The following is a 26,338-nucleotide window of genomic DNA, read 5'->3' on the forward strand; positions in this document are numbered from 1 at the left end:
AGGATGTGATGCTATTCAAACGCAATTCCTTTTTAATACTGACCCTGCTGCTAGTTTCAGGCTTTACGTGTACTGCGTCTTCACAGGATCATATTGTCGTCGTTACAAGCCAAAAGAATCAACTGGAAGCAATAGATAAAAAAGGGCTCATCGATCTTTTTATGGGTAAATATACAGCATTTCCAAATGGGGAATTAGCGACGCCCATCGATATTGAATTAGAGACAGACCTCAAAGCGCGATTTTATCAGGCCTTGGTTGGGTTGCCTCTTGCGCGCGTCAATGCTTACTGGTCAAGGCTCAAGTTTTCAGGCCGTGTAAAGCCTCCTGCTATTGAGCAGTCAATCAAAGATGTGCAACAACGGCTGGCTGAAGACGAGTCTGCATTGGCATACGTGTACGCGTCTCATGTTACCGATAAGATGAAGGTAGTTTACCGTTTTGATTAACATACATGGGTTAGGTTTTCGATTTTCGTTATTTTCAGTTGCTGCGTCTATCGTGGTGGTGTTAGCGACAGCTGAGTTTTTTTATCGCGTCACCTATGAATATGAAATTAATGAGGCGAACACGGATATAGAAGAGCTGTATCAAACTGTAGCAGCAACGGCATCTATTTCAGCTTTTCTAGAAGATGAGGATTTAGCGAAAGAAGCTATTAATGGCTTGGTTAAAAGCGAGAAAATTCTCGCCGCTTCTATTAAAAAAAGTGATGTTCTTTACTACCAACTCAATGTAAGTGAGGCTATTAATCGGGGCTCAGACCCTCGTGTATTTTTAGTCAGACACCCTTTCATCCCTGAAGAGACTCTTGCTGAAGTGAATATCTATCCAAACTTGGATCACATTATTCTTCAGGCCGAAAAAATCAGTACAGATAACAGTTATTCGTTATATATCGAAGCACTTGTTGTATGTATTGTTGCGTTGATTATTACCTACTACGTTATTATTTCTCCTATGCTCAAGGTCGGGCGCTCCCTGCATGAGATAACACCTGGCACCGCACAGCGTATACCCACCCCTGAATATCATTCCCAAAGTGAAATTGGTGCACTGGTTCACGATACCAATGAGTTGTTAGATAAGGTTGAAGATCAATTTCGTCAGGAGCGTCAGCTAAGGGAAGAAATTGAGTTTCTGGAAAAGCGCTTTCGGTTATTGTTTGAAAACGCCAAATCAGCCACTGTGTTAATGACTGACTCAGGGATAATAGAACTCAGAAATGATGCATTTAACGACCTGGTAGAAAAAATTGGTGTGGGTGTAAAGCAAGATTACGGCGAACTCTTAGAGGAGCTATTTGAAACACCTTCAGCAGTAAAAACGTCACTGATGGAGGCATTTTCAAGAGATGAATTTGCCACCGGCGAATATAGGCTTAATTCAAAAGATACGGACAAAGTGGTTTGGGTTCAATTGGTTGCCAGCTCTTTACAAACCGATGAAGGCGAACGGTTTTTCCAATTGACGTTAAATGATATTTCCAGTCGTAGACAGGAACTGCAAAAACTGGTTTTACAAGCTGATTTCGACTCGCTCACCGGCATTTACAACCGCAACGGAGGTGAAAAGCTCATTACTAAACTAATGAGAAAGGAACACAACTTTGCTTTAGCGCTCATAGACTTAAATGGCTTTAAAGCAGTAAACGATATTTTTGGTCATGATGCCGGTGATGAGGTGTTGATATTTGTCGCAGAGCAATTAAAAGGGCAAATTCGCAAAAATGATGTTGCAATCCGGTGGGGCGGAGACGAGTTTGTTTTACTTATACAAGCAGATGATGAGGCATCAGTAGAGAAAGTTATTGGTAAGGTTAATGAAGGGATAAGACAGCCGTTTTATTTTAACAATGAAACGACGCCAACGGTGATTTCCATGAGTGTGGGTGTTGCCTTTTATCCCAGGATGAGTAGCGACATGAATTCACTCATAAAACTCGCGGACATTGCCATGTATCAGGCTAAGCAAAACAAAGTGTCAGCCCCTGATGATTACCTTGTTTTCGCCGGTGAAAATAGTTAACACACTATAGTATAAGGTGTTTTTCCTCTTCACATGTCTTTAGAAAACAAACTCAATAGGGTGTAGAGAGGCGAAAGCCCATACTGGCAGATAAGGTTTGTAGTGCCGCTAGGGCACCTGCTGGAATCGCCACTGTCAGAGTGACTACGTGAGTATACTCGCACGCTTCAACTTCGCCGGAAACAGTCGACACCCAATGACGTAAAAACTGCTCCTGAGCAAAATCGGTAGTCACCAGTCTGGTCTCAAGTGAAATGCGAGTTTTTACAGGCAGGGTCTCCATGGTTTGCTGAGCCGTGCCGGAGTAAGCTCTTACCAGACCGCCAGCGCCAAGCTTGATGCCACCAAAATAGCGTGCGACGACAATCATAATGTCGCCAACGGGTTTATGCTGCAACACGTTTAGGATGGGTTTTCCTGCGGTGCCGGAGGGCTCGCCGTCATCTGACATGGCGGCGCTGGTGGGGTGAGCAGGGTTGCCCAGCAGGTATGCCCAGCAATGGTGTCTCGCGTCAGGATAGCGCTGCTTGACCTCGGTGAGAAAAACCATAGCTGCCTCACGTGAATCGACGAAGTTTGCGCAGCCATAAAACTTACTCTTCTTTACTTCAAGTAAGGTCTCGTGCTGTTTGTCAGGGATGTCATAACTCATTTCTATCTAAGTTTATTTGCCGTATAGTAAGTTGAACGCAACATGTATCTTACCGTTGAGCATGGAAAGGGTCATCTAGTGAGTACGCTGGCTCAGTAAACCACTTCGGCCCTGAGCTCGTCATATAAAAATGATCTTCCAGTCTGATGCCAAATTCGCCGGGTACCACAATCATGGGTTCATTGCTAAAGCACATGCCCTCGGCAAGTTTGTGTGAGTTGTCCTTAACCAGGTAAGGCCATTCGTGAATATCCATACCAATGCCGTGCCCCGTTCTGTGCGGCAGGCCGGGGAGATCATAGTCTGGCCCAAGATCGTATTGCGCTAACTCAGTCCTGGCGGCGGCATCTACACTGCCGCAACTTGCTCCAGGTTTGGCGGCATTAAAAGCAGCTAGCTGTGCATTTTTTTCTGCTTGCCACAAGGTTGCCTGTTTTTCAGTGGCTCTGCCGAAGCAATACGTTCGTGTGATGTCAGAAAGGTAGCCGTGTAATCGACAGCCTGTGTCAATCAGTACTAAGTCATTGGGTTTTAAAATTTGTGCGTTTTTCACCCCGTGAGGAAACGCCGTTGCGCTACCGAATAGAACGATACAAAAGTACGATCCCGAAGGGGCACCTACTTTTTTGTGGGCTTCGTGAATGAACGCTTCAACCTCAGTGGTGGAAATACCCTCACGAAGAATACTGGCAGCGGCTTTGTGCACAGCCAGGGTCATATCCATGGCCCGTTGAATCAATGCTAGTTCGTGCTTACTTTTATGCATTCTACAGTGCGCCGTTACCACACTGGCGTCAACAACAGGTGTGCCCGGGAGTGCCCCTTGAAGTCCATTGGCGATAAAAAAGGCGGTCGACTCATCAATGCCCAGCTTTCCGTTATGCCCATTTAATCTGTTAATAAGTTCTGCGCACAAGGCATATGGACTTTCGTGCTCCTGCCAGCCGTGAAATGGTCCTGGAATGACCATTTTTTCTTCGATAGATCCGCGTTCAAAAGCAGGGGCAACATATTGAATACTACCTTTTGCGGGTAAAATCGCGCCGACAAGACGCTCACTGGCATACCAGTCAAGGCCGGTAAAATAGGATAAATTTGTTCCCGCGTTCAAATACAGCGCACTAATACCTTGCTCGCGCATATGCGCCTGAGCTGTATCAATGCGAGACAGATATTCTGCCGTTTGGATAGGTGTACACGCCAACGTCATATCGTGTAAATCGGCGAGTGCTTGTTCGGGTGTTTTTCCACCAATGCCTTTGGGTAGCATCTTTTCTCCAGCATAAAGAACCAGGTTAAGCGTGCACTATAACAGGAGCTACTAAGGAAGCAGCAACCTTGCGTTAGAAATGCAAGAATATATGATGTCTATCATTGCGATATTGGCCCAGGGCTGCGCATACTAAAGAAATCACTGTATCGCCGGAAGCAATGCCCATGAAAATGGAAAATTGCTGACACAGGTGGGTAAAATAATAACAAGAGGAAGGGATCGTGGAACGAGGTCTACAAACAATATTGGTTATCGCCTTGCTGTCCATAGGAATTGGCATGACCGAACACGCAGACGCCAATCAGCAAGACGTCAATCGTCAGTTTGAGGATATTTATACTAACGAGTGGCAGTGGCGAAAAAATCAGAATTCAGTTAATGAAAACAGCGATACCAAGGCTATACCGTCATCTTTACCTGATGTGAGTATGGACAAGCAGAATCAAAAACTCACCATGTGGCAACAGGTCTTACGAGATTTAAATGGTATTGATACTGCAGCATTGTCTGATGAGAACAAAACCAATTACGCGGTTTATCGAAATCAGGTTGAATCACTGCTTTCAGACCTGACGTTTAAGACATATGAAAAACCACTGTTAGGTGATACCGCTTTTTGGAGCGACTTAACTTATCTCGCCAGAGAGACTTTTCACTCAGAACAGGATTATTTGAATTACATCGCCTGGCTTAACGATATGCCCCGGTATTTCGAAGAACAAATTGAAAACATGAAATTGGGGCTGGCCAGACAGTTCACTTTGCCAAAGATCTCACTGCAAGGGCGGGAATCATCGGTGCTTTCTGTGGTGACTCACCAAGGCGAAGACAACGTTTATTTTTTACCGCTGAAAAAATTTCCCGCCAGAATGAGTGAACTGAAGCGAAAAAACATCACCCAAAAGGTATTAACGGCCATTGAAGCGTCGGTGATCCCAGCACATAAAAAGTTGCTGACGTTTTTAGTTGACGACTACATCCCCAACGCACAACCGTCTATTGCTGCCTACGATTTACCCGACGGGAAAGCGTATTACAAAGCTCAGGCAAAAAAATATACCACCTTAGATCTCACCCCTGAAGAAATTCATGACATAGGTTTACAGGAGGTGGCGAAAATTCGTGCACGTATGCATGATGTAATGAAAGAGGTAAACTTTGAAGGCGATTTGTCAGCCTTTCTCACTTTTTTAAGAACCGACCCTCAGTTTTATGTTGAAACGCCGCAGGACTTGTTAGACAGAGCCGCGTGGACGGCCAAGGAATTTGACGCCGTCGCTGACGATTGGTTTGGACGCTTGCCACGTGCCCGCTTTGCTATTTTGCCTGTGCCTGACGATATTGCTCCGTTTTACACGGCTGGACGGGGAGGTCCGGGAATATATCTGGTGAACACATTCGATTTACCCTCACGGCCTTTGTATTCACTACCTGCGCTCACGTTACACGAGTCAGCCCCAGGTCACGCATTTCAGATGCCGCTCTCGTTGGAAAATGAGGATATTCCGGCTTTTCGTCGTGAAACCTATGTGTCTGCCTATGGTGAAGGTTGGGCCCTTTATGCTGAAAAGCTTGGTGAGGAAATGGGGATGTATCACACGCCCTATGAAATCTTCGGCATGTTGAGCTATCAGATGTGGCGTGCAGCGCGCTTAGTGGTTGACACTGGCATTCATGCTAAAGGATGGAGTAGGGAGCGGGCGTTGCAGTTTATGAAAGACAATACAGCCTTGTCGGTACATGAAGTGACAACGGAAATTGATCGCTATATCGCGTGGCCAGGCCAGGCGTTATCTTATTACCTGGGACAAATGACCATGGAATCGTGTCGGGCCAGAGCCGAACAGGCGTTAGGAGAGAACTTTGATATCCGTCATTTTCACGATACTGTGCTGCAACTCGGCTCAGTGCCACTTTCTGTGCTAGAGAAGCGCATTGACCGATTTGTTGAAGAAGGTGGGCCGTCTCCTTATTAAAGCGTGGTACATTTCTTTTGATCGCGTGACAGGCACTTATCAGCAAAACTCATTTGCTTACTGATAAGTGCCTCTTCATCAAATATCGATATTGTTACCCAGTAAATTCACAGTTACCAGCGGGTCCGTACCAGGGTCAGTTGAAGCACTTTCTCCACCGCTCTCTGGAGCCAATATAGAAACACTGGCAGTCTCATTGATGGACGTCATGTTGCCAGCTTCGTCTTCCAAGGATACAGATAAAGAAACAGGCCCAACTCCCAGATCTGCGATGGGCAAGGTTGTCCAGGTTCCGTCTTCTTGTATTTGTGCTCTCAACGACAAGTTTGTTTCTAGCCCCAATATATTAGCGGTCACATCTACATCGACGTAAAGACCTACTGATTCAGGATCAGCGGTGCCAGAAACAACCGGAGACAGCAGTGTTGGTGTTTGTGTTACTGCCAAAGAAGGCGGTGTAATATCAATTTCACCGTTAATTTGCACTAGCGACAGGTTTCCAGCGAGGTCGAGCACGGTGACATCTACATTGAGGATCCCTTCAGCTACATCCGTGGGAATATCGACATTAAATGTACCATCATTCTGAACGATAGTATCGAACGATTGAGTTGAACCATCACTTTCTGTAGCGAGAATGGATACTTGTGCACCAATTTCGTCAGACGTACCGCTGATAGTCGGCGTAGCATCATTGATTAGCCCAATCGCATCAACAGTAAGTAGCGGCAACGTCAAGTCGATGAGGCCAGAGGTGCTGACCGTTGCCACATTACCCGCATCATCCAGCACAGACACATTCACATCCAGTAGGCCTTCTGAGGCCGCTGCTGGTAACGTGATAGACCAGGTGCCATCACCTAAGACGGTGGTGGTGAAAGATTGGGTATCACCATTGCTGTCCGTGGTTGCAATACTGAGAAGTGCGCCAATTTCATCTGAGGTGCCTGAGATGAGTGGGGTATCGCTGTTGAGATTGGACAGCGGGTTAATGTTGAGCAGTGGCAGAGTGAGATCTATCAAGCCTGATGTAGATACCGTTGCCACATTACCCGCATCATCCAGCACAGACACATTCACATCCAATAAGCCTTCGGACGCCGCTGCTGGTAGCGCGATAGACCAGGTGCCATCACCTAAAACGGTGGTGGTGAAGGCCTGGGTATCACCATTGCTGTCCGTGGTTGCAATGTTAATTACTGCGCCAATTTCATCGGACGTCCCTGAGATTAATGGCGTATCGCTGTTTAAGTTCGCCAGTGGGTTGATGTTCAGTAATGGTAACGTTAAGTCGATGAGGCCTGATGTAGATACGGTTGCCACATTGCCTGCATCATCCAGTACGGACACGTTCACATCCAGTAAGCCTTCGGACGCCGCTGCTGGTAACGCGATAGACCAGGTGCCATCACCTAAGACGGTGGTGGTGAAGGCCTGTGTGTCGCCATTGCTGTCGGTGGTAGCAATACTGATCAACGCGCCAATTTCATCTGAGGTGCCTGAGATCAGCGGCGTGTCACTGTTCAAGTTCGCCAGTGGGTTGATGTTCAGTAATGGTAACGTTAAGTCGATGAGGCCAGAGGTACTGACCGTTGCCACATTACCCGCATCATCCAGCACAGACACATTCACATCCAATAAGCCTTCGGACGCCGCTGCTGGTAGCGCGATAGACCAGGTGCCATCACCTAAAACGGTGGTGGTGAAAGATTGGGTATCGCCATTGCTATCCGTGGTTGCAATACTGAGAAGTGCGCCAATTTCATCGGACGTGCCTGAGATGAGTGGCGTATCGCTGTTCAAGTTCGCCAGTGGGTTGATGTTCAGTAATGGTAACGTTAAGTCTATGAGGCCAGAGGTACTGACCGTTGCCACATTGCCTGCATCATCCAGCACAGACACATTCACATCCAGTAAGCCTTCGGACGCCGCTGCTGGTAACGCGATAGACCAGGTGCCATCACCTAAGACGGTGGTGGTGAAAGATTGGGTATCGCCATTGCTATCCGTGGTTGCAATGTTAATTACTGCGCCAATTTCATCGGACGTCCCTGAGATTAATGGCGTATCACTGTTCAAGTTCGCCAGCGGGTTAAGATTGAGCAGAGGCAAAGTGAGATCGATCAAGCCTGATGTAGATACGGTCGCGACATTGCCTGCATCATCCAGCACAGACACATTCACATCCAGTAGGCCTTCTGAGGCCGCTGCTGGTAACGCGATAGACCAGGTGCCATCACCTATAACGGTGGTGGTGAAAGATTGGGTATCGCCATTGCTATCCGTGGTTGCAATGTTAATTACTGCGCCAATTTCATCTGAGGTGCCTGAGATAAGTGGGGTATCGCTGTTCAAGTTCGCCAGTGGGTTGATGTTGAGCAGAGGCAGAGTGAGATCGATCAAGCCTGATGTAGATACCGTTGCCACATTACCCGCATCATCCAGTACGGACACATTCACATCCAGTAGGCCTTCTGAGGCCGCTGCTGGTAGCGCGATAGACCAGGTGCCATCACCTAAAACGGTGGTGGTGAAGGCCTGGGTATCACCATTGCTGTCCGTGGTTGCAATGTTAATTACTGCGCCAATTTCATCGGACGTCCCTGAGATGAGTGGCGTATCGCTGTTCAAGTTCGCCAGTGGGTTGATGTTGAGCAGAGGCAGAGTGAGATCTATCAAGCCTGATGTAGATACCGTTGCCACATTACCTGCATCGTCCAGCACAGACACATTCACATCCAATAAGCCTTCGGACGCCGCTGCTGGTAGCGCGATAGACCAGGTGCCATCACCTAAAACGGTGGTGGTGAAGGCCTGGGTATCACCATTGCTGTCCGTGGTTGCAATGTTAATTACTGCGCCAATTTCATCGGACGTCCCTGAGATTAATGGCGTATCGCTGTTTAAGTTCGCCAGTGGGTTGATGTTCAGTAATGGTAACGTTAAGTCGATGAGGCCTGATGTAGATACGGTTGCCACATTGCCTGCATCATCCAGTACGGACACGTTCACATCCAGTAAGCCTTCGGACGCCGCTGCTGGTAACGCGATAGACCAGGTGCCATCACCTAAGACGGTGGTGGTGAAGGCCTGTGTGTCGCCATTGCTGTCGGTGGTAGCAATACTGATCAACGCGCCAATTTCATCTGAGGTGCCTGAGATGAGCGGGGTATCGCTGTTCAAGTTCGCCAGTGGGTTGATGTTCAGTAATGGTAACGTTAAGTCGATGAGGCCAGAGGTGCTGACCGTTGCCACATTACCCGCATCATCCAGCACAGACACGTTCACATCCAGTAAACCTTCGGACGCTGAGGTCGGTAGTACGATTGACCAGGTGCCATCACCTAAGACGGTGGTGGTGAAAGATTGGGTATCGCCATTGCTGTCGGTGGTAGCAATACTGATCAACGCGCCAATTTCATCTGAGGTGCCTGAGATAAGCGGGGTATCGCTGTTCAAGTTCGCCAGTGGGTTGATGTTCAGTAATGGTAACGTTAAGTCGATGAGGCCAGAGGTGCTGACCGTTGCCACATTGCCTGCATCATCCAGCACGGACACGTTAACATCCAGTAGGCCTTCGGACGCTGCTGCTGGTAACGCGATAGACCAGGTGCCGTCACCTAAAACGGTGGTGGTGAAAGATTGGGTATCACCATTGCTGTCCGTGGTTGCAATGTTAATTACTGCGCCAATTTCATCGGACGTCCCTGAGATGAGTGGCGTATCGCTGTTCAAGTTCGCCAGTGGGTTGATGTTGAGCAGAGGCAGAGTGAGATCTATCAAGCCTGATGTAGATACCGTTGCCACATTACCTGCATCGTCCAGCACAGACACATTCACATCCAATAAGCCTTCGGACGCCGCTGCTGGTAGCGCGATAGACCAGGTGCCATCACCTAAAACGGTGGTGGTGAAGGCCTGGGTATCACCATTGCTGTCCGTGGTTGCAATGTTAATTACTGCGCCAATTTCATCGGACGTCCCTGAGATGAGTGGCGTATCGCTGTTCAAGTTCGCCAGTGGGTTGATGTTGAGCAGAGGCAGAGTGAGATCTATCAAGCCTGATGTAGATACCGTTGCCACATTACCTGCATCGTCCAGCACAGACACATTCACATCCAATAAGCCTTCGGACGCCGCTGCTGGTAGCGCGATAGACCAGGTGCCATCACCTAAAACGGTGGTGGTGAAGGCCTGGGTATCACCATTGCTGTCCGTGGTTGCAATGTTAATTACTGCGCCAATTTCATCGGACGTCCCTGAGATTAATGGCGTATCGCTGTTTAAGTTCGCCAGTGGGTTGATGTTCAGTAATGGTAACGTTAAGTCGATGAGGCCTGATGTAGATACGGTTGCCACATTGCCTGCATCATCCAGTACGGACACGTTCACATCCAGTAAGCCTTCGGACGCCGCTGCTGGTAACGCGATAGACCAGGTGCCATCACCTAAGACGGTGGTGGTGAAGGCCTGTGTGTCGCCATTGCTGTCGGTGGTAGCAATACTGATCAACGCGCCAATTTCATCGGACGTCCCTGAGATAAGCGGGGTATCGCTGTTCAAGTTCGCCAGTGGGTTGATGTTCAGTAATGGTAACGTTAAGTCGATGAGGCCTGATGTAGATACGGTTGCCACATTGCCTGCATCATCCAGTACGGACACGTTCACATCCAGTAAGCCTTCGGACGCCGCTGCTGGTAACGCGATAGACCAGGTGCCATCACCTAAGACGGTGGTGGTGAAGGCCTGTGTGTCGCCATTGCTGTCGGTGGTAGCAATACTGATCAACGCGCCAATTTCATCGGACGTCCCTGAGATAAGCGGGGTATCGCTGTTCAAGTTCGCCAGTGGGTTGATGTTCAGTAATGGTAACGTTAAGTCGATGAGGCCAGAGGTACTGACCGTTGCCACATTGCCTGCATCATCCAGCACAGACACATTCACATCCAATAAGCCTTCGGACGCCGCTGCTGGTAGCGCGATAGACCAGGTGCCATCACCTAAAACGGTGGTGGTGAAAGATTGGGTATCGCCATTGCTATCCGTGGTTGCAATGTTAATTACTGCGCCAATTTCATCGGACGTCCCTGAGATTAATGGCGTATCACTGTTCAAGTTCGCCAGTGGGTTGATGTTCAGTAATGGTAACGTTAAGTCGATGAGGCCTGATGTAGATACGGTTGCCACATTGCCTGCATCATCCAGTACGGACACGTTCACATCCAGTAAGCCTTCGGACGCCGCTGCTGGTAACGCGATAGACCAGGTGCCATCACCTAAGACGGTGGTGGTGAAAGATTGGGTATCGCCATTGCTGTCGGTGGTAGCAATACTGATCAACGCGCCAATTTCATCTGAGGTGCCTGAGATGAGTGGGGTATCGCTGTTGAGATTGGACAGCGGGTTAATGTTGAGCAGTGGCAGAGTGAGATCTATCAAGCCTGATGTAGATACCGTTGCCACATTACCCGCATCATCCAGCACAGACACATTCACATCCAATAAGCCTTCGGACGCCGCTGCTGGTAGCGCGATAGACCAGGTGCCATCACCTAAAACGGTGGTGGTGAAGGCCTGGGTATCACCATTGCTGTCCGTGGTTGCAATGTTAATTACTGCGCCAATTTCATCTGAGGTGCCTGAGATGAGCGGGGTATCGCTGTTCAAGTTCGCCAGTGGGTTGATGTTCAGTAATGGTAACGTTAAGTCGATGAGGCCAGAGGTGCTGACCGTTGCCACATTACCCGCATCATCCAGCACAGACACGTTCACATCCAGTAAACCTTCGGACGCTGAGGTCGGTAGTACGATTGACCAGGTGCCATCACCTAAGACGGTGGTGGTGAAAGATTGGGTATCGCCATTGCTGTCGGTGGTAGCAATACTGATCAACGCGCCAATTTCATCTGAGGTGCCTGAGATAAGCGGGGTATCGCTGTTCAAGTTCGCCAGTGGGTTGATGTTCAGTAATGGTAACGTTAAGTCGATGAGGCCAGAGGTGCTGACCGTTGCCACATTGCCTGCATCATCCAGCACGGACACGTTAACATCCAGTAGGCCTTCGGACGCTGCTGCTGGTAACGCGATAGACCAGGTGCCGTCACCTAAAACGGTGGTGGTTAAGGACTGGGTATCACCATTGCTGTCCGTGGTTGCAATGTTAATTACTGCGCCAATTTCATCTGAGGTGCCTGAGATGAGTGGGGTATCGCTGTTGAGATTGGACAGCGGGTTAATGTTGAGCAGTGGCAGAGTGAGATCTATCAAGCCTGATGTAGATACCGTTGCCACATTACCCGCATCATCCAGCACAGACACGTTCACATCCAGTAAACCTTCGGACGCTGAGGTCGGTAGTACGATTGACCAGGTGCCATCACCTAAGACGGTGGTGGTGAAAGATTGGGTATCGCCATTGCTGTCGGTGGTAGCAATACTGATCAACGCGCCAATTTCATCTGAGGTGCCTGAGATAAGCGGGGTATCGCTGTTCAAGTTCGCCAGTGGGTTGATGTTCAGTAATGGTAACGTTAAGTCGATGAGGCCAGAGGTGCTGACCGTTGCCACATTGCCTGCATCATCCAGCACGGACACGTTAACATCCAGTAGGCCTTCGGACGCTGCTGCTGGTAACGCGATAGACCAGGTGCCGTCACCTAAAACGGTGGTGGTTAAGGACTGGGTATCACCATTGCTGTCCGTGGTTGCAATGTTAATTACTGCGCCAATTTCATCGGACGTCCCTGAGATCAATGGCGTATCACTGTTTAAGTTTGCCAGCGGGTTGATGTTGAGCAATGGCAACGTCAAGTCGATGAGGCCAGAGGTGCTGACCGTTGCCACATTACCCGCATCATCCAGCACAGACACGTTCACATCCAGTAAACCTTCGGACGCTGAGGTCGGTAGTACGATTGACCAGGTGCCATCACCTAAGACGGTGGTGGTGAAGGACTGGGTATCGCCATTGCTGTCGGTGGTAGCAATACTGATCAACGCGCCAATTTCATCTGAGGTGCCTGAGATAAGCGGGGTGTCACTGTTTAAGTTAGCCAGCGGGTTAAGATTGAGCAGAGGCAAAGTGAGATCTATCAAGCCTGATGTAGATACGGTCGCGACATTGCCTGCATCATCCAGCACAGACACATTCACATCCAGTAGGCCTTCTGAGGCCGCTGCTGGTAACGCGATAGACCAGGTGCCATCACCTAAAACGGTGGTGGTGAAAGATTGGGTATCGCCATTGCTATCCGTGGTTGCAATGTTAATTACTGCGCCAATTTCATCGGACGTCCCTGAGATCAATGGCGTATCACTGTTTAAGTTTGCCAGCGGGTTGATGTTGAGCAATGGCAACGTCAAGTCGATGAGGCCAGAGGTACTGACCGTTGCCACATTGCCTGCATCATCCAGCACGGACACGTTCACATCCAGTAGGCCTTCGGACGCTGCTGCTGGTAACGCGATAGACCAGGTGCCATCACCTAAAACGGTGGTGGTGAAGGACTGGGTATCGCCATTGCTATCCGTGGTTGCAATGTTAATTTCTGCGCCAATTTCATCTGAGGTGCCTGAGATAAGCGGGGTGTCACTGTTTAAGTTCGCCAGCGGGTTAAGATTGAGCAGAGGCAAAGTGAGATCGATCAAGCCTGATGTAGATACGGTCGCGACATTGCCTGCATCATCCAGCACGGACACGTTCACATCCAGTAGGCCTTCGGACGCTGCTGCTGGTAACGCGATAGACCAGGTGCCATCACCTAAAACGGTGGTGGTGAAGGATTGGGTATCGCCATTGCTGTCGGTGGTAGCAATACTGATCAACGCGCCAATTTCATCGGACGTCCCTGAGATAAGCGGCGTATCACTGTTCAAGTTCGCTAACGGATTGATGTTGAGCAGTGGCAGAGTGAGATCTATCAACCCTGATGTAGACACGGTTGCTAAATTGCCAGCGTCGTCTACTATTGACGCTTCAATAGTGAGAACTCCTTCATTAAGGTCTGAAGGCACTTTCACTGACCAAGTTCCGTCTGGCTGAACGGTAGCTGATAAAGTTTGCTCTATGCCCAATCCGTCAGTCAGCACAACTACAACGCTTGCGCCCAGTTCATCCGAAGTGCCGGAAATAGTTGGTTGCACGTCGTTAGTGTTAAGAAATGTATCCAGACTGATTCCAGGGTTTGCCGTATCAATTGTTCCTGCAGCGCTTACATTGATGATATTGCCAGCTTCATCCAAAACTTGAACTTGCACACTCAAAGAACCGTCAGGTAGTACTGGCGCATCTGTGCTCCAACTCCCATCAGCTTGTACAAGGGTAGAAAGGTTATATTCAATACCATTGGCGTCAGTCACAATTAGCAGAACTATTGTGCCTACGCCAACATCGGTAGCTCCCGAAATAGTGGGGGAGTTGTCATTAGTTGTGTTTATCGGATCAATGTACAAGTATGGTGCTGCCAAATCAACATTCCCAGTGGCTGTAGCTGTCGCTGTATTGCCTGCCTCATCAGTGGCTGTTGTTGTTACCGTAAAGTCCCCTTCAGCCAAGTCAGAGGGTACTTCGATATTGAATGTGCCATCTGCAGTTACAGGTGCGCTGAATGTTTGTACGTTATCTCTAGCATCAGTAACAGTAATCGAGACGAGATTTCCTTCTGGAATGTCCAGACTACCAGAAATTAAAGGGGTGGCGTCATCGTATGTTGTCGTAATGTTGAGACTAACTGCGGGGGGCGTAGTATCGACTGTGCCTGAGGTTGACGCTGTGCCGGTATTACCTGCCGGATCAGTCACTTCAGCTGTGACAGTAAACTCCCCTTCAGCCAATTCGGCGGGCACATCGACACTGAACGTCCCATCAGGCTGCACCGTTGCGGTGACGGTTTGAGTGTCCCCGTTAGCATCAGTGACGGTTAAGGTGACCGTTTCACCGGCGGGCAGATCGGTAGTTCCCGAAATGGTAGGCGTAGTATCGTTGCCAGTGCCTTGTGCATCCAGTGTAACGGTGGGTGCAGTGGTATCCACTGTGCCTGAGGTTGAGGTCGTGCCGGTATTACCGGCAGCATCAGTTGCGGTCACATCTACAGTAAACTCACCTTCAGCCAATTCGGCGGGCACATCAACACTGAACGTCCCATCAGGCTGCACCGTTGCGGTGACGGTTTGAGTGTCCCCGTTAGCATCAGTGACGGTTAAGTTGACCGTTTCACCGGCGGGCAGATCGGTAGTTCCCGAAATGGTGGGCGTAGTATCGTTGCCAGTGCCTTGTGCATCCAGGGTAACGGTGGGTGCAGTGGTATCCACTCTACCTGAGGTTGAAGCCATGCCGGTATTCCCTGCGGCATCAGTTGCGGCCACATCTACAGTAAACTCACCTTCAGCCAATTCGGTAGGCACATCAGCACTAAAGCTGCCATCAGGTTGTACGGTTGCGGTAACGGTTTGTTCATCACCATTCGCATCCGTAATAGTTAATGTGACGGAGTCACCGGCAGGCAGATCGGTAGTTCCCGAAATGGTAGGCGTAGTATCGTTGCCAGTGCCTTGTGCATCCAGCGTAACGGTGGGTGCAGTGGTATCCACTGTGCCTGAGGTTGAGGTCGTGCCGGTATTACCGGCAGCATCAGTTGCGGTCACATCTACAGTGAACTCACCTTCAGCCAATTCGGCGGGCACATCGGCACTGAACGTCCCATCAGGCTGCACCGTTGCGGTGACGGTTTGAGTGTCCCCGTTAGCATCAGTGACGGTTAAGGTGACCGTTTCACCGGCGGGCAGATCGGTAGTTCCCGAAATGGCAGGCGTAGTATCGTTGCCAGTACCTTGGGGATCCAGCGTGACGGTTGGTGCAGTGGTATCCACTGTACCTGAGGTTGATGCTGTGCCGGTATTACCGGCAGCATCAGTCACTTCAGCGGTGACGGTAAACTCCCCTTCCGCCAATTCGGCGGGCATATCGGCACTGAACGTCCCATCAGGCTTCACCGTTGTGGTGACGGTTTGAGTGTCCCCGTTAGCATCAGTGACGGTTAAGGTGACCGTTTCACCGGCGGGCAGATCGGTAGTTCCCGAAATGGTGGGCGTAGTATCGTTGCCAGTGCCTTGTGCATCCAGCGTAACGGTGGGTGCAGTGGTATCCACTGTGCCTGAGGTTGAGGTCGTGCCGGTATTACCGGCAGCATCAGTTGCGGCCGCATCTACAGTAAACTCACCTTCAGCCAATTCGGCGGGCACATCTGCACTGAACGTCCCATCAGGCTGCACCGTTGCTGTTATCGTTTGTGTGTCGCCGTTGACATCCGTCACGGTTAAGATGACCGTTTCACCGGCGGGCAGATCGGTGTTACCCGAAATGGTGGGCGTAGTATCGTTGCCAGTGCCTTGTGCATCCAGCGTAACGGTGGGTGCAGTGGTATCCACTGTGCCTGAGGTTGAGGTCGTGCCGGTATTACCGGCAGCATCAGTTGCGGTCACATCTACAGTGAACTCACCTTCAGCCAATTCGGCGGGCACATCGGCACTGAACGTCCCATCAGGCTGCACCGTTGCGGTGACGGTTTGAGTGTCCCCGTTAGCATCAGTGACGGTTAAGGTGACCGTTTCACCGGCGGGCAGATCGGTAGTTCCCGAAATGGTGGGCGTAGCATCGTTGCCAGTGCCTTGAGGATCCAGCGTAACGGTGGGTGCAGTGGTATCCACTGTGCCTGAGGTTGAAGCCGTGCCGGTATTACCGGCAGCATCAGTTGCGGCCGCATCTACAGTAAACTCACCTTCAGCCAATTCGGCGGGCACATCAACACTGAACGTCCCATCAGGCTGCACCGTTGCGGTGACGGTTTGAGTGTCCCCGTTAGCATCAGTGACGGTTAAGTTGACCGTTTCACCGGCGGGCAGATCGGTAGTTCCCGAAATGGTGGGCGTAGTATCGTTGCCAGTGCCTTGTGCATCCAGGGTAACGGTGGGTGCAGTGGTATCCACTCTACCTGAGGTTGAAGCCATGCCGGTATTCCCTGCGGCATCAGTTGCGGCCACATCTACAGTAAACTCACCTTCAGCCAATTCGGTAGGCACATCAGCACTAAAGCTGCCATCAGGTTGTACGGTTGCGGTAACGGTTTGTTCATCACCATTCGCATCCGTAATAGTTAATGTGACGGAGTCACCGGCAGGCAGATCGGTAGTTCCCGAAATGGTGGGCGTAGTATCGTTGCCAGTGCCTTGTGCATCCAGCGTAATGGTGGGTGCAGTGGAATCCACTGTGCCTGACGTTGACGCTGTGCCGGTATTACCGGCGGCATTAGTCACTTCAGCGGTGACGGTAAATTCCCCTTCAGCCAATTCGGTAGGCACATCAGCACTAAAGCTGCCATCAGGTTGTACGGTTGCGGTAACGGTTTGTTCATCACCATTCGCATCCGTAATAGTTAATGTGACGGAGTCACCGGCAGGCAGATCGGTAGTTCCCGAAATGGTGGGCGTAGTATCGTTGCCAGTGCCTTGTGCATCCAGCGTAACGGTGGGTGCAGTGGTATCCACTGTGCCTGAGGTTGAGGTCGTGCCGGTATTACCGGCAGCATCAGTCACTTCAGCGGTGACGGTAAATTCCCCTTCCGCCAATTCGGCGGGCATATCGGCACTGAACGTCCCATCAGGTTGTACGGTTGCGGTGACGGTTTGAGTGTCCCCATTGGCATCGGTCACGGTTAACGTGACCGTTTCACCGGCAGGCAGATCTGTGCTACCCGAAATGGTGGGCGTAGTATCGTTGCCAGTGCCTTGTGCATCAAGTGTGACCGTGGGTGCAGTGGTATCCACTGTACCTGAGGTTGATGCTGTCCCGGTATTACCGGCAGCATCAGTTGCGGTCACATCTACAGTGAACTCACCTTCAGCCAATTCGGCGGGCATATCGGCACTGAACGTCCCATCAGGCTTCACCGTTGTGGTGACGGTTTGAGTGTCCCCGTTAGCATCAGTGACGGTTAAGGTGACCGTTTCACCGGCGGACAGATCGGTAGTTCCCGAAATGGTGGGCGTAGTATCGTTGCCAGTGCCTTGTGCATCCAGCGTAACGGTGGGTGCAGTGGTATCCACTGTGCCTGAGGTTGAGGTCGTGCCGGTATTACCGGCAGCATCAGTTGCGGTCACATCTACAGTGAACTCACCTTCAGCCAATTCGGCGGGCACATCTGCACTGAACGTCCCATCAGGCTGCACCGTTGCTGTTATCGTTTGTGTGTCGCCGTTGACATCCGTCACGGTTAAGATGACAGTTTCACCGGCGGGCAGATCGGTGTTACCCGAAATGGTGGGCGTAGTATCGTTGCCAGTGCCTTGTGCATCCAGCGTAACGGTGGGTGCAGTGGTATCCACTGTGCCTGAGGTTGAGGTCGTGCCGGTATTACCGGCAGCATCAGTTGCGGTCACATCTACAGTGAACTCACCTTCATCCAATTCGGCGGGCACATCGGCACTGAACGTCCCATCAGGCTGCACCGTTGCGGTGACGGTTTGAGTGTCCCCGTTAGCATCAGTGACGGTTAAGGTGACCGTTTCACCGGCGGGCAGATCGGTAGTTCCCGAAATGGTGGGCGTAGTATCGTTGCCAGTGCCTTGTGCATCCAGCGTAACGGTGGGTGCAGTGGTATCCACTGTGCCTGAGGTTGAGGTCGTGCCGGTATTACCGGCAGCATCAGTCGCTTCTGCGGTGACAGTAAATTCCCCATCGGCTAATTCAGCGGGTACATCAGCACTGAACGACCCATCAGGTTGTACGGTTGCGGTGACGGTTTGAGTGTCCCCATTGGCATCGGTGACGGTTAAGATGACCGTTTCACCGGCAGGGAGATCGGTAGTTCCCGAAATGGTGGGCGTAGTATCGTTGCCAGTGCCTTGTGCATCCAGCGTAATGGTGGGTGCAGTGGAATCCACTGTGCCTGACGTTGACGCTGTGCCGGTATTGCCGGCGGCATTAGTCACTTCAGCGGTGACGGTAAATTCCCCTTCCGCCAATTCGGCGGGCACATCGGCACTGAACGACCCATCAGGTTGTACGGTTGCGGTGACGGTTTGTTCATCACCATTGGCATCGGTGACGGTTAAGGTCACCGTTTCACCGGCGGGCAGATCGATAGTTCCCGAAATGGTAGGCGTAGTATCGTTGCCAGTGCCTTGTGCATCAAGTGTGACCGTGGGTGCTGCTGTGTTGACTTCGCCACCCGAAAGGGTAGTGGTAGTTGTATTTCCTGCAGCATCAGTCGCTTCTGCGGTGACAGTAAATTCCCCATCGGCTAATTCAGCGGGTACATCAGCACTGAACGACCCATCAGGTTGTACGGTTGCGGTGACGGTTTGAGTGTCCCCATTGGCATCGGTGACGGTTAAGATGACCGTTTCACCGGCAGGGAGGTCGGTAGTTCCCGAAATGGTGGGCGTAGTATCGTTGCCAGTGCCTTGTGCATCCAGCGTAATGGTGGGTGCAGTGGAATCCACTGTGCCTGACGTTGACGCTGTGCCGGTATTGCCGGCGGCATTAGTCACTTCAGCGGTGACGGTAAATTCCCCTTCGGCCAATTCGGCGGGCACATCGGCACTGAACGACCCATCAGGTTGTACGGTTGCGGTGACGGTTTGTTCATCACCATTGGCATCGGTGACGGTTAAGGTCACCGTTTCACCGGCGGGCAGATCGGTAGTTCCCGAAATGGTAGGCGTAGTATCGTTGCCAGTGCCTTGTGCATCAAGTGTGACCGTGGGTGCTGCTGTGTTGACTTCGCCACCCGAAAGGGTAGTGGTAGTTGTATTTCCTGCAGCATCAGTCGCTTCTGCGGTGACAGTAAATTCCCCATCGGCTAATTCAGCGGGTACATCAGCACTGAACGACCCATCAGGTTGTATGGTTGCGGTGACGGTTTGCGTGTCGCCATTGGCATCGGTCACGGTTAACGTGACCGTTTCACCGGCAGGGAGGTCGGTAGTTCCCGAAATGGTGGGCGTAGTATCGTTGCCAGTGCCTTGAGGATCCAGCGTAACGGTGGGTGCAGTGGTATCCACTGTGCCTGAGGTTGACGCTGTGCCGGTATTACCTGCCGCATCAGTCACTTCCGCGGTGACGGTGAAGTTGCCTTCAGCCAATGCGGCGGGCACATCTGCACTGAACGTCCCATCAGGCTGCACCGTTGCTGTTATCGTTTGTGTGTCGCCGTTGGCATCGGTCACGGTTAATGTGACCGTTTCAGCGGCAGGCAGATCTGTGTTACCCGAAATGGCAGGCGTAGTATCGTTGCCAGTGCCTTGTGCGTCTAGGGTAACGGTGGGTGCAGTGGTATCCACTGTGCCTGAGGTTGAGGTCGTGCCGGTATTACCGGCAGCATCAGTTGTGGTCACATCTACAGTAAACTCACCTTCAGCCAATTCGGCGGGCACATCGGCACTGAACGTCCCATCAGGCTGCACCGTTGCGGTGACGGTTTGTTCATCACCATTGGCATCGGTGACGGTTAAGGTGACCGTTTCACCGGCGGGCAGATCGGTAGTTCCCGAAATGGTGGGCGTAGTATCGTTGCCAGTGCCTTGTGCGTCCAGGGTAACGGTGGGTGCAGTGGTATCCACAGTGCCTGACGTTGAGGTCGTACCGGTATTACCTGCCGCATCAGTCGCTTCAGCGGTGACGGTGAAGTTGCCTTCCGCCAATTCGGCGGGTACATCAGCACTAAATGAGCCATCAGGCTGCACCGTTGCTGTTATCGTTTGTGTGTCGCCGTTGACATCCGTCACGGTTAAGATGACCGTTTCACCGGCAGGTAGATCGGTAGTTCCCGAAACGGTGGGCGTAGTATCGTTGCCAGTGCCTTGGGGATCCAGGGTAACGGTAGGCGCTGTTGTATCGACTTCGCCACCCGAAAGGGTAGTGGTAGTCGTATTCCCTGCGGCATCAGTCGCCTCAGCGGTGACAGTAAATTCCCCTTCCGCCAATTCAACGGGTACATCGGCACTGAACGACCCATCAGGTTGTACGGTTGCGGTGACGGTTTGTTCATCACCATTGGCATCGGTGACGGTTAAGGTGACCGTTTCACCGGCAGGCAGATCTGTGTTACCCGAAATGGCAGGCGTAGTATCGTTGCCAGTGCCTTGTGCGTCCAGGGTAACGGTGGGTGCAGTGGTATCCACTGTGCCTGAGGTTGAGGTCGTGCCGGTATTACCGGCAGCATCAGTTGCGGTCACATCTACAATGAACTCACCTTCAGCCAATTCGGTAGGCACATCAGCACTAAAGCTGCCATCAGGTTGTACGGTTGCGGTAACGGTTTGTTCATCACCATTCGCATCCGTAATAGTTAATGTGACGGAGTCACCGGCGGGCAGATCGGTAGTTCCCGAAATGGTGGGCGTAGTATCGTTGCCAGTGCCTTGTGCATCAAGCGTAATGGTGGGTGCAGTGGTATCCACTGTACCTGAGGTTGAGGTCGTGCCAGTATTCCCTGCAGCATCAGTCGCTTCAACGGTGACGGTAAATTCCCCTTCCGCCAATTCAACGGGCACATCGGCACTGAACGTCCCATCAGGTTGTACGGTTGCGGTGACGGTTTGTGTGTCGCCGTTGGCACCAGTGACGGTTAACGTAACTGACTCACCGGCAGGCAGGTCGGTAGTCCCTGAAATAGTGGGCGTAGTATCGTTGCCAGTGCCTTGTTCATCCAGTGTAATGGTGGGGGCGGTGGTATCCACTGTGCCTGAGGTTGACGCCGTGCCGGTATTGCCCGCCACATCGGTGGCTTCAGCGGAAACGGTAAATGCCCCTTCGGCTAATTCGTCGGGTACGTCGGCACTAAACGACCCATCAGGTTGTACCGTTGCCGTGACGGTTTGCGTGTCGCCATTGGCATCAGTGACGGTCAACGTGACTGATTCACCGGCAGGGAGATCGGTAGTCCCCGAAATTGTGGGCGTAGTGTCATTGCCGGTGCCTTGCTGATCTAGTGTAATAGTTGGTGCTGCTGTGTTGACTTCGCCACCCGAAAGGGTGGTGGTAGTTGTGTTCCCTGCGGCATCAGTCACTTCAGCGGTGACGGTAAATTCCCCTTCGGCCAATTCGGCGGGTACGTCGGCACTGAACGACCCATCAGGTTGTACGGTTGCGGTGACGGTTTGTTCATCACCATTGGCATCGGTCACGGTTAAGGTGACTGATTCACTAGCAGGCAGATCTGTGGTACCCGAAATGGTGGGCGTAGTATCGTTGCCAGTGCCTTGTGCATCAAGTGTGACCGTGGGTGCTGCTGTGTTGACTTCGCCACCCGAAAGGGTAGTGGTAGTTGTGTTCCCTGCTGCATCAGTCACTTTAGCGGTGACAGTAAATTCCCCTTCAGCCAATTCGGCGGGCACATCTGCACTGAACGAACCATCAGGTTGTACGGTTGCGGTAACGGTTTGTTCATCACCATTCGCATCCGTAATAGTTAATGTGACGGAGTCACCGGCAGGCAGATCGGTAGTTCCCGAAATGGTAGGCGTAGTATCGTTGCCAGTGCCTTGTGCATCAAGTGTGACCGTGGGTGCTGCTGTGTTGACTTCGCCACCCGAAAGGGTAGTGGTAGTTGTGTTCCCTGCTGCATCAGTCACTTCAGCGGTGACAGTAAATTCCCCTTCAGCCAATTCGGCGGGCACATCTGCACTGAACGAACCATCAGGTTGTACGGTTGCGGTAACGGTTTGTTCATCACCATTCGCATCCGTAATAGTTAATGTGACGGAGTCACCGGCAGGCAGATCGGTAGTTCCCGAAATGGCAGGCGTAGTATCGTTGCCAGTGCCTTGTGCGTCCAGGGTAACGGTGGGTGCAGTGGTATCCACTGTGCCTGAGGTTGAGGTCGTGCCGGTATTACCGGCGGCATCAGTCACTTCAGCGGTGACGGTGAAGTTGCCTTCCGCCAATTCGGCGGGCACATCAGCACTAAAGCTGCCATCAGGTTGTACGGTTGCGGTAACGGTTTGTTCATCACCATTCGCATCCGTAATAGTTAATGTGACGGAGTCACCGGCGGGCAGATCGGTAGTTCCCGAAATGGTGGGCGCAGTATCGTTGCCAGTGCTTTGTGCATCAAGTGTGACCGTGGGTGATGCTGTGTTGACTTCGCCACCCGAAAGGGTAGTGGTAGTTGTGTTCCCTGCAGCATCAGTCGCTTCTGCGATGACAGTAAATTCCCCTTCAGCCAATTCGGTAGGCACATCAGCACTAAAGCTGCCATCAGGTTGTACGGTTGCGGTAACGGTTTGTTCATCACCATTGGCATCGGTCACGGTTAAGGTGACCGTTTCACCGGCGGGCAGATCGGTAGTTCCCGAAATGGTAGGCGTAGTATCGTTGCCAGTGCCTTGTGCATCAAGTGTGACCGTGGGTGCTGCTGTGTTGACTTCGCCACCCGAAAGGGTAGTGGTAGTTGTGTTCCCTGCGGCATCAGTCGCTTCTGCGGTGACGGTAAATTCCCCTTCCGCCAATTCAACGGGCACATCAGCACTGAAGGACTCATCAGGTTGTACGGTTGCGGTGATGGTTTGTTCATCCCCATTGGCATCGGTGACGGTTAAGGTGACCGTTTCACCGGGAGGCAGATCTGTGCTACCCGAAATGGTAGGCGTAGTATCGTTGCCAGTGCCTTGGGGATCCAGGGTAACGGTAGGCGCTGTTGTATCGACTTCGCCACCCGAAAGGGTAGTGGTAGTCGTATTCCCTGCGGCATCAGTCGCCTCAGCGGTGACAGTAAATTCCCCTTCAGCCAAATCGGCGGGTACATCGGCACTGAACGTCCCATCAGGCTGCACCGTTGCGGTGACGGTTTGAGTGTCCCCGTTAGCGTCAGTGACGGTTAATGTGACTGAGTCACCGGCAGGCAGATCGGTAGTTCCCGAAACGGTGGGCGTAGTATTGTTGCCAGTGCCTTGTCCATCAAGTGTGACCGTGGGTGCTGCTGTGTTGACTTCGCCACCCGAAAGGGTAGTGGTAGTCGTATTCCCTGCGGCATCAGTCACTTCAGCGGTGACGGTAAATTCCCCTTCGGCCAATTCGGCGGGCACATCGGCACTGAACGACCCATCAGGCTGCACCGTTGCTGTTATCGTTTGTGTGTCGCCGTTGGCATCGGTGACGGTTAAGGTGACCGTTTCACCGGCGGGCTGATCTGTGGTACCCGAAATGGTGGGCGTAGTATCGTTGCCAGTGCCTTGTGCATCCAGGGTAACGGTAGGCGCTGTTGTATCGACTTCGCCACCCGAAAGGGTAGTGGTAGTCGTATTCCCTGCGGCATCAGTCACTTCAGCGGTGACAGTAAATTCCCCTCCGGCCAATTCGGCGGGCACATCGGCACTGAACGACCCATCAGGTTGTACGGTTGCGGTGACGGTTTGTTCATCACCATTGGCATCGGTCACGGTTAAGGTGACCGTTTCACCGGGAGGCAGATCTGTGCTACCCGAAATGGTAGGCGTAGTATCGTTGCCAGTGCCTTGTGCATCCAGCGTAACGGTGGGTGCAGTGGTATCCACTGTGCCTGACGTTGAAGTCGTGCTGGTATTACCGGCGGCATCGGTCGCCTCAGCGGTGATAGTAAATTCCCCTTCAGCCAATTCGGCGGGCACATCGGCACTGAACGACCCATCAGGTTGTACGGTTGCGGTGACGGTTTGTTCATCACCATTGGCATCGGTGACGGTTAAGGTGACTGTTTCACCGGCAGGCAGATCTGTGGTACCCGAAATGATGGGCGTTGAATCGCTAACTGCACCTACTGAGTCTATCGTAATAGTAATGGTCGGCGATGAGCCATCTTCACCAGTGGATGGGGTAGTGCCATCTTCTACTGGGGACGGATCCGCGAGGTCATCACTTGCTGGTGGCGTATCTTCTGATTCGGATGGACTGCTGTCAGCAATTGCAAATGTCTCAGTGACATCGACAGTATTGCCTGCCGTATCGGTGGCAGAGACTGCCACAGCGTACTCTCCTGCTTCAAATGTGTCGTCTAAAATAAGGGTAAATGTGCCATCTTCAGTGGCTTGAACATCAAAAGTTTGTTCATTACCGTTTGCGTCAGTCACAACTATTGAAATGTTGCTGCCTGCTGGTAAATCTGAATTCCCAGAAATGACAGTACTGGTTGGATCGCTGTTATTTATACTTGCTTCCAATGTGGGTGCTGTAAAATCTGCTTCTCCACCAGCGCTGAGAGATGTTGTATTACCTGCAGCGTCTGTAGCGGAAACATTTATCGTAAATTCACCTTCACTGAGTGATGTCAACGGGGTAACCGAAAAGCTTCCGTCCTCAAGTACTAATGCAGTTAGCGTTTGGGTATTTCCCGCAGCGTCAAAAATTTCTACTGATACTTCGCTACCTGAAGGTAAATCACTAGTACCGCTTATTTCAGGCAACGGGTTATTTGTGACATCAATAGGATCAATAGTTAACCCTGGCGCTGTCCCATCAATGGTCACTGTCTCTGAAACAACGATACTACCTTGCTGTGGATCGGGCACTTCTACCACCACTGTAATATTTCCATCTTCAAGCGTGTCTGGCAGGGAGAAATTAAAGTTTCCATCTTCATCGGTTTGTGCCTCGACTAACGTGCTATCGCCATTTTCATCGATCACAGAAATAGTAATGGGTGTGTTTGGATCAAGGTTGGTTTCCCCGGAAACCACAGGAGGAAAGCCATCACTTACAGTAAAATTATCTATTGTGGTAGGCTCCTGCGTGGAACCTTGTCCAATAGTGTCGCCTTCGATGTCCTGTGGGCTGCCAACTTCAGGGGTATAGTCAAATGTCAGAGGCTCAACATCTTCTGCAATTCTACTCAATTGAACAAAAGTGGCACCGCCACCGCCGCCACCACCTGCTCCCCCTGCAGCTGTTTCCTCAAGGGCGTCGAGAATATCGCCATCGCCGGCTAACAGTGTGTCGATGTCTGCAGCGGCAGTACTGGGCGATTCACCATTAATATCTGCGAAAACGTCATTTAATGTGTCGTCATAAACCACATTTTCATTGTCAAACAGAGACGCTTGCACCAATTCAACGTTAGCCACAAGCTGAGGGAAACCGGGCTGCAAAGTAATTTCGCCTGCTTGTTCAGTGAGTATAGTACCCCCATCAGAAGAGATGATTTGGGCGTCAGACGGCAGAATATCCCCTTCGGATACGGAGATTTGCTCACCGTTAGAAAGAGTAGCAGTTACGTTACCTGTGACATTGATGACATTTAGCATATTTCGTTACCTAGCTCGTATTATGTATAGAAAGCTAGCGCAAATAGAAAATACGACCCTGTACCTAGGTACGGGGAGAGCGTAACTCACTGTCTTTTTTCGGTATTTATTAGTTTAAATATTGTTGCGTAATAAGTT

6 protein-coding genes are annotated in these 26,338 nt (G+C 51.2%); 3 read left to right on the forward strand and 3 right to left on the reverse strand.

Annotation, left to right across the window (positions count from 1 at the left end; genetic code table 11):
* Nucleotides 1-8: 8 nt before the first annotated feature.
* Together ACXACM_RS08550 and ACXACM_RS08555 are read left to right on the forward strand one after the other, a co-directional pair.
* A complete protein-coding gene (locus ACXACM_RS08550) occupies nucleotides 9-449 on the forward strand; it encodes a hypothetical protein (RefSeq protein WP_474824281.1) in 441 nt (146 codons plus the stop codon).
* A complete protein-coding gene (locus tag ACXACM_RS08555; protein WP_474821088.1) occupies nucleotides 442-2,028 on the forward strand; it encodes a sensor domain-containing diguanylate cyclase in 1,587 nt (528 codons plus the stop codon). Before ACXACM_RS08550 ends, ACXACM_RS08555 begins: the two co-directional genes overlap by 8 nt.
* A 52-nt stretch (nucleotides 2,029-2,080) precedes the next feature.
* Here ACXACM_RS08555 and ACXACM_RS08560 read toward each other — a convergent pair whose 3' ends face one another.
* Both ACXACM_RS08560 and ACXACM_RS08565 read right to left on the reverse strand, forming a co-directional pair.
* Nucleotides 2,081-2,680, reverse strand: a complete 600-nt coding sequence (locus ACXACM_RS08560) for an IMPACT family protein (protein ID WP_474821090.1) — start codon at nucleotides 2,678-2,680, stop codon at nucleotides 2,081-2,083.
* A 49-nt stretch (nucleotides 2,681-2,729) separates the two neighbouring features.
* Nucleotides 2,730-3,950, reverse strand: coding sequence for a M24 family metallopeptidase (locus ACXACM_RS08565; RefSeq protein WP_474821091.1), 1,221 nt, complete (start codon nucleotides 3,948-3,950; stop codon nucleotides 2,730-2,732).
* Between the two features lie 224 nt (nucleotides 3,951-4,174).
* Here ACXACM_RS08565 and ACXACM_RS08570 point away from each other — a divergent pair, with 224 nt between their 5' ends.
* Nucleotides 4,175-5,929, forward strand: coding sequence for a DUF885 domain-containing protein (locus ACXACM_RS08570; RefSeq protein ID WP_474821093.1), 1,755 nt, complete (start codon nucleotides 4,175-4,177; stop codon nucleotides 5,927-5,929).
* 78 nt (nucleotides 5,930-6,007) lie between these two features.
* Here ACXACM_RS08570 and ACXACM_RS08575 read toward each other — a convergent pair whose 3' ends face one another.
* On the reverse strand, nucleotides 6,008-26,200 hold the full coding sequence (locus ACXACM_RS08575) for a beta strand repeat-containing protein (RefSeq protein ID WP_474821094.1): 20,193 nt from the start codon (nucleotides 26,198-26,200) through the stop codon (nucleotides 6,008-6,010).
* Nucleotides 26,201-26,338 lie beyond the last annotated feature (138 nt).

The organism is Alteromonas sp. AWQ4_252 (genome assembly GCF_056158205.1).

Bases quoted from the DNA above. Each gene is read 5' to 3' on its own strand.
- ACXACM_RS08550 (WP_474824281.1), top strand. From the start codon at position 9: ATGCTATTCAAACGCAATTCCTTTTTAATACTGACCCTGCTGCTAGTT.
- ACXACM_RS08560 (WP_474821090.1), bottom strand. From the start codon at position 2,680: ATGAGTTATGACATCCCTGACAAACAGCACGAGACCTTACTTGAAGTA.
- ACXACM_RS08565 (WP_474821091.1), bottom strand. From the start codon at position 3,950: ATGCTACCCAAAGGCATTGGTGGAAAAACACCCGAACAAGCACTCGCC.
- ACXACM_RS08575 (WP_474821094.1), bottom strand. From the start codon at position 26,200: ATGCTAAATGTCATCAATGTCACAGGTAACGTAACTGCTACTCTTTCT.